Raw genomic sequence first — 9,152 nt, 5'->3', positions numbered from 1 at the left:
CCCGCACACCTCCGCCTGCCACGAGGCACGCGGGCACGCCGGCCGTTTCTCTCGCCAGCCAAGGGAGACGTGCGTCCGCAAATCCTACACGATGCCGCGCCGATGGCGACACATCCGCCAGATCCCCGTCACCCCGGGCTCGACCCGGGGTCCCGCTTCCTCTTTTCCTCACGGCAGAGACGAAGCGGGACCCCGGCTCAAGGCCGGGGTGACGGGATCGCGGCGGTTACGGCGCTCCGCATCGACGAACGGGCGCGCTGCGTGCCCCCCCACCCTAGACGATCACGGTCGCTTGAAGACGTAGACGAACTGGTCGGTATGCCCGCGCACCGACGGGTCGAACACCTTGACGTCATGTGGATCGGCCGGGTTGCGCAGCACGTCGCTCTCGCCGACGAAGCTGAAGCCGGCGGCCGCCATGTCGGCCTTGACCACGGCGGGATCGATCCGGTGCGTGGTGTTGGTCGCGGCCAGCTTCGATCCCGCGGGCGCGACATGATCGATGACGACGAAACGCCCGCCGGGCTTCAGCGCCTGGAACACCGCCTTGTTGAACGCGGGCACGTCGGCGGGGCCCATGAACGGGTCGTAGAGGTCGTGATAATTCTGGCGGATCCAGATGATGTCCGCCTTGGTCGGCAGGGTGAAGCTGTTGGTGGGGGTGACCGCGACGACGACATTGGCGTGGCCGGGCAGCGGCGTGGAACCGGGCGCGGGCGTCGCGACCTTCTCGGCGGTGTCGGCCTCGGGCAGATGCACCGCATAGACCTTGCCCTTGGGGCCGACGACGGCACCGAACAGCCGATCCCAATAATCGCCCGGCCAGACGTCGGCGATCGTCTCGCCGGCATGGACGTGGAGGAAGGCGAGCAGTTCGGCGGGATGGCGCGCGGCGTCCAGCGCGCGGTCGGCCTCGGGCCGGCTCGGGTCGGCGACGGCGGCCGGGATCGTCAGCCCGGCCGGCGCGGCGGCACCGGCGCCGGCGACCGTCATTCCTGCCGCGGCGGCTACCGCAAATCCCATGATCGTCCGCATCATCGCATCGTCTCCTCGCCGTCGACGGGCAACAGCCGGTCGATCGCTATCCGTCATAGGCCGGTCCGCGCGCCGTGTCAGGCCGCCGATTCCTGCGCCGCCGCGTCGAGCGGCCAGCTCAATATGTCGCCGACCCAGGGCAGCTCGCGCGCGAGATCGGTCAGCCGGCTGCGGCGCAGAGTCTGCGCGGCGAAGCTCGCGATGTCGCGCGGCAGCAGCCCGAACTCGCCGCGCCGCGCCACGACCTGGATCGTCCGGCGGAACTGCGCGCGCGAGATCGGCGCGACGCGCAGCCGCGGCAGCATGTCGAGATGACTCGCCAGACACAGCGGCGTGGTGATGCTCCAGCCGACCCCGGCGGCGACCGCCGACATCTGCTGCCCGGTCGAATCGAGCTCGACCGTATTGGGCAGGCTGAGCCGCATCCGCGCCACCTGCCGGTCGATCCGCTGCCCCATCGCGGAGAGCAGGGAGAAGCGGATGAACGGCAGGCCGAGCAGCGAGTCGATCGGATCGAGCGGCCCGGCATGGCTTGCCGGCGCGATCAGGATGAACTCCTCGGTCATCACCGGGAAGTGATCGACATCCTCGGAATTCTCGAGCTGGCTGCTGCCGGTGATCAGCATGTCGATCTTGCGGCCGAGGAATTCATGGTGCTGGAGCAGCGAGATGCCCGAGCGCAGCTGCCAGCGCAGCGCCCGCCCGCCGAGCCCGAGCAGCAGCGGCGCGGTCAGATGATTGGCGAGGCTCTCCGCCATCGCGATGGTGATGCATTCGACCGGGCGCTGGCTGCCCTCGCGCACCTCGATCGCGAGGCTCTTGGCGGCGGCGAGCAGCCTCGACCCCTCCTGCAGCAGCAGCTTGCCGCTGGGGGTGAGCGCGAGCGGGCGCATCGTGCGGTCGAACAATCGCGTGCCGAGCGCGGTCTCGAGCTTGGAGATGGTCTGCGACACCGCCGACTGGGTCATGCCGAGATGCAGCCCGCTCTGCGTCATGCCGCCGCGCTCGGCGGTCAGCATGAAGACCTCGATCGAGCTCAGGTCGAATCCGGGCGGCAGCTTCATGGTCGCGTAAAGACCCTTCCTTCGCGCCTCCGCATCCCCTCGCGACCGTCCGGCTTTGGCGGATCGGGTCACAAGCGGTGCATGCTAGCCCAACCCCGAGGCTTGTCCAGCCCGCGCGCGGCGGAGCGAGAGTCCTATTACCCGTCATCCTGACGAAGTTCGGGATGACGGTAAGGACGATGATCGCGCATCGGGCGGAGCATCATCGCGATCGACGAATTCGGATTAGAGATATTAATCGGTCCGCAGAGCGCTCGCGCGCCGCGCCCGCAGCCGCTAGTCCGGCGCGCATGACCCAAGACAGCGCGCAATTCGTCCTTCTCTTCGCCTGCGAGGACCGCAAGGGCATCGTCGCCGCGGTCGCCAATTCGCTGGTCTCGCAGGACTGCAACATCGTCGAGAATGCGCAATATGGCGACGCCAGCACCGGCCGCTTCTTCATGCGCGTCAAGTTCACCGCGCCCGACCGGCTGACCCCGCAAGGGTTCGGCGAGGCGTTCGCGCCGGTCGCGACCGCCTGGCGGCTCGACTGGACGCTGCACCCCGTCGCCACCAAGGCGCGCGCGATCATCATGGTCTCCAAGGGCGGCCACTGCCTCAACGACCTGCTCTACCGCACCGCGACCGGCCGGCTGGCGATGACGGTGACCAGCGTGGTCTCGAACCATCTGACCTGGCAGCGCCGCGTCGACCATGAGGGCATCCCCTTCCATCACCTGCCGATCACCCCCGAGAACAAGCTGGCGCAGGAACAGGCGCTGCTCGCGCTGGTCGAGGCCGAGCAGGTCGATCTGATCATCCTCGCGCGCTACATGCAGGTGCTGTCCGACACGCTGTGCCGCCGGCTCGACGGCCGCGTGATCAACATCCACCACAGCTTCCTGCCGGGCTTCAAGGGCGCCAACCCCTATCACCGCGCCTATGAGCGCGGGGTCAAGATGGTCGGCGCCACCGCGCATTACGTCACCCCCGATCTCGACGAGGGCCCGATCATCGCGCAGGACGTCTCGATCGTCGACCATGCCGACAGCGTCGAGGACCTGATCGCGCAGGGGCAGGACACCGAGAGCCGCGTGCTCGGCCGCGCGGTCCAGGCGCATCTCGAGCACCGCGTGCTGGTCAGCGGCAACCGCACGATCGTGTTCCGCTAGCGGCGCGCCTAACGACGCGACGCCCTCCCTCTCCCCGGCGGGGAGAGGGTCGGGGTGAGGGGGAGCGGCGCGCAAGCGTCGCGTCCCACCTCAAAGGCTGGACACCCTCACCCAACCCTCTCCCTGAGGGAGAGGGCTTCTATCGCGAAGGATCGCCTGATGCACGACGAAACCACCCTGCTCGCCGCGCTCGACGCGCTCGGCATCGCCTACGCGAACACCCCCCACGCCGCGGTCTTCACCGTCGAGGAGAGCGAAGGCCTGCACCACGCCATTCCCGGCCTCCACACCAAGAATCTTTTCCTCAAGGACAAGGACGGCCGCTTCTGGCTGGTGACCGTCGAGGCGCATGCCCGTGTCGACCTGAAGACGCTGCCCGCGGCGATCGGCGCCAAGAAGGTCTCGTTCGGCAAGGCCGAGGACATGGAGCGGCTGCTCGGCGTCACCCCCGGTTCGGTGACGCCGCTGGCCGCGATCAACGACGCCGACGGGGTCGTCACCGTGGTGCTCGACGTCGCCGTCGCGAGCGCGCCGCGTGCGAACGTCCATCCGCTGCACAACGGTGCGACGCTGGGTCTAGCAGGCGCCGATCTGGTCGCGGCGCTCACCGCCTGGGGCCATGCGCCGACAATCGCGGCGGTCCCCGCGCCGCTCGATAAGCAAGACTAATCTCGCCAATCGAGCCCCCGGCTTCGACAAGGCGAGGGCAGCGCGACGGTCATGGTCGCAGCCGAACGATGGTGGGTTCAGCCTTGAAGACAAGCGCACGCGTGGTGGTGATCGGCGGCGGCGTGGTCGGCGTGGGGACGCTGTACCATCTCGCCAAGCTCGGCTGTACCGACGCGATGCTGATCGAGCGCAAGGAGCTGACCTCGGGCTCGACCTGGCACGCCGCCGGCCTCCTGCCGCTGTTCAACCTGAGCTATTCGGTCGGCAAGATGCACCAATATTCGGTGGGGCTTTACCCCTCGCTCGAAGCCGAGACCGGGCTCTCGGTCGGCTTCTCCAACGTCTCGAACATCCGCCTCGCCTGCACGCAGGACCGGCTCGACGAATATCGTTATTATATGGGCGTCGCGCGCACGATCGGCGTCGAGGTCGACATGCTGACCCCCGACGAGCTCAAGGCGATCTGGCCGCTGTGCGACACGACCGGCGTGCTCGGCGCGATCCGCCACCCCGCCGACGGCTATATCCAGCCCGCCGACCTCACCCAGGCGCTCGCCAAGGGCGCGCGGCAGATGGGCGCGACCATCCACCGCAACACCGTCGTCACCGCGATCACGCAACAGCCCAGCGGCGAATGGCTGGTCTCGACCGACCAGGGCGATATTCTCTGCGAGCATGTCGTCTCGGCGACCGGCAGCTTCGCGCGCCAGACCGGCCAGATGGTCGGGCTCGACGTGCCGGTGATCCCGGTCGAGCACCAATATATCGTCACCGAGCAGCATCCCGCGATCATGGACCGCAAGAAGCAGGGCCTGCCCGAAATGGGCGTGCTGCGCGAGAGCGACGCCAGCTATTATATGCGCGAGGAGGCGGGCGGCCTGCTGCTCGGGCCCTATGAGATCGGCGCGCCGATCTGCTACCCCAATGGTCCCGACGCGCAGTCCGAGTACGAGCTCTTCCCCGAGGATCTCGACCGGCTGATGCCTTATGTCGAGGCCGCGATCGCGCGCGTGCCCGCGTTCGGCGAGGTCGGCATCAAGCGCGTCTACAATGGCGCGATCGCCTATACGCCCGACGGCAGCCCGATCGTCGGCCCGGCGCCCGGCTTGAAGAATTTCTGGCTCAACGAGGGCCACAGCTTCGGCATCACCGCGGCGGGCGGCGCCGGCTGGCAGCTCGCGCACTGGATCGTCGACGGCGAGCCGACGATCGACATGACCGGCGTCGATCCGCGCCGCTTCGGCGACTATGCCGGCTTCGGCTATCTCAAGGCCAAGAATGAGGAGGCCTATGCCAAGGTCTTCTCGGTTCATTATCCCGACGAGGAGCGCGAAGGCGCCCGCGGGCTGCGCCGCGCGCCCTGCTACGACCGGATGAAGGCCAAGGGCGCGGTGTTCGGCACCGTGTTCGGCTGGGAGCGCCCCAACTGGTTCGCCCCCGAAGGCTATCAGCTCACCGAAGGCGAGAAGAACAGCCCCAACGTGCTGCTCCACCATAATTATCCTGCACCCGACGGCGACGATCCGGTGCTCGAGAAATGGTCGTTCCGCCGCTCCAACTATTTCGCGCATGTCGGCGCCGAGATCGCGCATGTGACCGAAAAGGCCGGGCTGCTCGACATGAGCGCCTTCGCCAAATGCGAGATCTCCGGACCGGGCGCGGAAGGCTGGCTCGACGGTCTGCTGACCAACGCGGTGCCCAAGGCGGTCGGCCGCGTCACCCTCTCCTATCTGCTCACCGCGCGCGGCGGGGTGCGCGCCGAATTCACCGTCTACAAGCGCGGCCCGCAGCGCTATTTCCTCGTCTCGGCGGGCGCCTACGAGAAGCACGACCACGACTATCTCCGCCAGCTGATGCCCAAGGACGGGTCGGTCAGCTTCGAGCGGCAGACGACGGCGATGGGCGTGCTCGTGCTCGCCGGCCCCAAGTCGCGCGAGATCCTCGCCAAACTCACCGACGCCGATCTCTCGACCGCCGCCTTCCCCTGGCTGACCGGCAAGCGGATCAGCCTCGGCGTCGCGCAGGTCGAGGCGCTGCGGGTCAATTTCGTCGGCGAGCTCGGCTGGGAGATCCACCACCCGATCGAGATGCAGAATTACATCTTCGACCTGCTGTTCGCGGCGGGCGGCGACGACCTCAAGCCGTTCGGCATCCGCGCGATGGACTCGATGCGGCTCGAGAAGGGCTACAAGCTGATCCCGCGCGAGCTGTCGGTCGAATATTCGGCCTATGAGAGCGGGCTCGGCCGCTTCATCGGGCAGAAGAAGCCCGACTTCTTCGGCAAGGACGCGCTCATCGCCCGCCGCGACGCGGGCGAGGCGAATACGCTCGTCACGCTCGAGGTCCACGGTGTCGCCGACGCCGACGCGCGCGGCGCCGAGCCGATTTTGCTGGGCGACGAGATGGTCGGCCGCGCGACCTCGGGCGGCTATGGCTGGCGGACCGGCAAGAGTCTGGCCTTGGCGATGGTGCGCCCCGATCTGGCGACGCCGGGCACCGAGCTGGCGATCGTGATCCTCGGGACGCGACATAGCGCGACCGTCATCGCGGACTCGCCCTTCGATCCCGAGAACATCGCGCTCCGGAGCTGATCGGATGCCCTCGCCTTCCCTCCTTCGTCACCCTGAACGCGTTTCAGGGTCCCGCCTGCCCCGGGCGCCCAGGTCCGAGGCGAAGGGGATGCTGAACCGAGTTCAGCATGACGGTGTGCGGTAGAGCCATGTCTCGCTACGACGCCATCGCCGCGCTGCTCGACCAGGACCGGCCCGGCCACACCCTCCCGCAGCAGCTCTATGTCGGCCAGGCGGCGTTCGACTTCGACACGCAGGTGCTGCTCAAGTCGGTGTGGCTGTTCGCCTGCACCGTCGCGCATGTGAAGCGGCCAGGCGACTATTTCCGCTTCGATCTGGCGAACACGTCGGTGCTGATCGTGCGCGGCCGCGACGGCGCGGTCCGCGCCTTCTACAACAGCTGCCGCCACCGCGGCGCGCGGATCTGCGAGGCGCAGACGGGCCAGGCGTCGCGGCTGATGTGCCCCTATCATATCTGGACCTACGGGCTCGACGGCCGTTTGCTCGCCGCCCGCAACATGGCCGACGGGTTCGACAAGGCGGAGCACGGCCTGATCCCGGTCGCGATCGAGAATGTCGGCGGGTTGCTGTTCGTCTGCCTCGGCGACACGCCGCCGCCGATCGACCGGGTCAAGGCCGACATCGCCGCGCAGGTCGCGCCCTATGATCTCGAACACTGCAAGGTCGCGGTGCAGGACGAGCTGGTCGAGGAGGCCAATTGGAAGCTCGTCATGGAGAACAACCGCGAATGCTATCATTGCGAGAGCAACCATCCCGAGCTGCTCGCCTGCCTGGGTTCGAACGGCTTCGGCAAGGGCCTGCCTGAGGACGCGGGTGCCGCGGGCGCGGTCGACGACACCAAGTTCGTCGAGGTGATCGGCGCCGAGCGCGAGGAGTGGAAGCGGCTCGGCCTCTATCATGAGCTGATCGAATTCCCCGGCGACTGGTGGCACCGCGTCGCGCGGCTCCCGCTCGCCAACGGCGCGGTGTCGCAGACGGTCGACGGGGCGGTCGCCTGCACCAAATTGCTCGCGCCGTTCGCCGCGCCCAATGCCTCCAGCCTGTCGGTGTGGACGCAGCCCAACAGCTGGCACCATTTCTGCAGCGATCATGTCGTCAGCTTCTCGCTGATGCCGATCACGCCCGACCGCACGCTGGTCCGCACCAGCTGGCTGGTCCATGAGGAGGCGGTCGAGGGCGTCGACTATGACGTCGCCAACCTCACCGCGGTGTGGCGCGCGACCAATCTGCAGGACGCCTGGCTCGCGCAGATCAACCACCGCGGGATCGGCAGCGACGGCTATCGCCCCGGCCCCTATTCGACCGAGGAAAAGCTCGTCGAGCGCTTCAAGGATTTCTATACCAGCCGGGCGCGCGCTGCGCTGGCGTTGGAGGGGTAGCATGGACGATCTCGGCATCCCCGGCGAAGGCTCGCGCGCGACCCCGCCCAGCGACGACTGGACGCCCTCGCCCGGCTCGCCCGGCTGGTTCTACCGCACGCTGATCGAGACGCCGGGCCATGCGACGCAGCTGATGCGCGTCGAGCCCGGCACGATCTCGCTGCCGCATTCCCATGACCGGATCGAGCAGGTCTATATCCTCGAGGGCAGCCTCTACGACGACGACGGCACCGTGCATCCCGCGGGCAGCTTCATCGTCCGCGCCGAGGGCGCGATCCATTCGGGCGGCAGCCATGACGGCGCGACGATGCTGGTCGTCTACGGCGATGTCCGGTGACGCGATTCTCCTTCGCGACGCTCGCCGCGAAGGCGATCGGTCACCACAAGAGCTGGCCCGAACAATGGCCCGACGCCGCCCCCAAGGCCGCCTATGACGCGGTGATCGTCGGCGCCGGTGGCCACGGCCTCGGCGCCGCTTACTATCTCGCCAAGAAGCACGGCATCACCAACGTCGCGGTGATCGACAAGGGTTGGCTGGGCGGCGGCAACACCGGCCGCAACACCACGATCATCCGCTCCAACTATCTCTACGACGAGAGCGCCTTCCTCTATGATCATGCGGTGAAATTGTGGGACGGGCTGTCCGCCGAGCTCAACTACAATGTCATGTATTCCAAGCGCGGCGTGCTGATGCTCGCGCACAATGTCCACGACGTGCAGAGCTTCAAGCGGCACATCCATTCGAACCGGCTGAACGGCGTCGACAATGAGTGGCTGACCGCCGAGGAGGCGCAGGCCTATTGCCCGCCGCTGTCTATCGATCCGGGTGCCAGGCACCCCGTGCTCGGCGCGGCGCTGCAGCGGCGCGGGGGCACCGCGCGGCATGATTCGGTGGCCTGGGGCTATGCGCGGGCGGCAGCGGCTCTCGGCGTCGACATCATCCAGAATTGCGCGGTGACGGGCATCCGCCGCGGCGCCGACGGCGCGGTCTCCGGGGTCGAGACCGAGCGCGGCTTCATCGCGACCAAGAAGATCGGCGTCTCGGCGGCGGGCAACAGCTCGGTGGTGATGGACATGGCGGGGCTGCGCTTTCCGCTCGAGAGCTTTCCCTTGCAGGCGCTGGTGTCCGAGCCGATCAAGCCCATCATGCCCTGCGTCGTGATGTCGAACACGATCCACGCCTACATGTCGCAGTCCGACAAGGGCGAACTCGTGATCGGCGCCGGCACCGACGCCTATGTGAGCTACAGCCAGACAGGCGGG

The 9,152-nt window shown here is 68.0% G+C and carries 8 protein-coding genes; 6 read left to right on the top strand and 2 right to left on the bottom strand.

Features of this window, described 5'->3' with window-relative positions; genetic code table 11:
• Positions 1–282: 282 nt before the first annotated feature.
• Both Q0326_RS12605 and Q0326_RS12600 read right to left on the bottom strand, forming a co-directional pair.
• Complete coding sequence (locus Q0326_RS12605; RefSeq protein ID WP_298690985.1) at positions 283–1,038, bottom strand: methyltransferase; 756 nt, start codon at positions 1,036–1,038, stop codon at positions 283–285.
• Between the two features lie 74 nt (positions 1,039–1,112).
• Positions 1,113–2,099, bottom strand: a complete 987-nt coding sequence (locus Q0326_RS12600) for a LysR family transcriptional regulator (RefSeq protein ID WP_298690983.1) — start codon at positions 2,097–2,099, stop codon at positions 1,113–1,115.
• Between the two features lie 290 nt (positions 2,100–2,389).
• Here Q0326_RS12600 and purU point away from each other — a divergent pair, with 290 nt between their 5' ends.
• From purU to Q0326_RS12570, 6 genes are all read left to right on the top strand, one after another.
• Positions 2,390–3,250 carry a formyltetrahydrofolate deformylase gene (purU, locus tag Q0326_RS12595; protein ID WP_298690981.1) on the top strand — a complete coding sequence of 287 codons (861 nt, stop codon included), beginning with the start codon at positions 2,390–2,392 and terminating at the stop codon, positions 3,248–3,250.
• Positions 3,251–3,409: 159 nt separating this feature from the next.
• Positions 3,410–3,919, top strand: a complete 510-nt coding sequence (locus tag Q0326_RS12590; RefSeq protein ID WP_298690979.1) for a prolyl-tRNA synthetase associated domain-containing protein — start codon at positions 3,410–3,412, stop codon at positions 3,917–3,919.
• An 83-nt stretch (positions 3,920–4,002) separates the two neighbouring features.
• Positions 4,003–6,510: an FAD-dependent oxidoreductase gene (locus Q0326_RS12585; RefSeq protein WP_298690977.1), complete on the top strand. Its 2,508-nt coding sequence runs from the start codon at positions 4,003–4,005 to the stop codon at positions 6,508–6,510.
• A gap of 128 nt (positions 6,511–6,638) precedes the next feature.
• Positions 6,639–7,889 (top strand): aromatic ring-hydroxylating dioxygenase subunit alpha, encoded by a 1,251-nt coding sequence (locus tag Q0326_RS12580; protein WP_298690975.1) that lies wholly within the window; start codon positions 6,639–6,641, stop codon positions 7,887–7,889.
• A gap of 1 nt (position 7,890) precedes the next feature.
• Positions 7,891–8,226, top strand: a complete 336-nt coding sequence (locus Q0326_RS12575) for a cupin domain-containing protein (protein WP_298690973.1) — start codon at positions 7,891–7,893, stop codon at positions 8,224–8,226.
• The coding region (locus Q0326_RS12570) for an FAD-dependent oxidoreductase (protein WP_298690971.1) at positions 8,223–9,152 on the top strand (930 nt) is incomplete at its 3' end. The genes Q0326_RS12575 and Q0326_RS12570, both read left to right, overlap by 4 nt.

The sequence above is a fragment of the uncultured Sphingomonas sp. genome (assembly GCF_937859915.1).
Lineage (GTDB): Bacteria > Pseudomonadota > Alphaproteobacteria > Sphingomonadales > Sphingomonadaceae > Solisphingomonas.
The sequence above is the reverse complement of the archived record's forward strand: the minus strand, read 5'-3'. Positions and strand labels throughout refer to the sequence as shown.

Coding starts and splice junctions, on each gene's coding strand:
- Q0326_RS12605 (WP_298690985.1), bottom strand. CDS start 1,038: ATGATGCGGACGATCATGGGATTTGCGGTAGCCGCCGCGGCAGGAATG.
- Q0326_RS12600 (WP_298690983.1), bottom strand. CDS start 2,099: ATGAAGCTGCCGCCCGGATTCGACCTGAGCTCGATCGAGGTCTTCATG.
- purU (WP_298690981.1), top strand. CDS start 2,390: ATGACCCAAGACAGCGCGCAATTCGTCCTTCTCTTCGCCTGCGAGGAC.
- Q0326_RS12590 (WP_298690979.1), top strand. CDS start 3,410: ATGCACGACGAAACCACCCTGCTCGCCGCGCTCGACGCGCTCGGCATC.
- Q0326_RS12580 (WP_298690975.1), top strand. CDS start 6,639: ATGTCTCGCTACGACGCCATCGCCGCGCTGCTCGACCAGGACCGGCCC.
- Q0326_RS12575 (WP_298690973.1), top strand. CDS start 7,891: ATGGACGATCTCGGCATCCCCGGCGAAGGCTCGCGCGCGACCCCGCCC.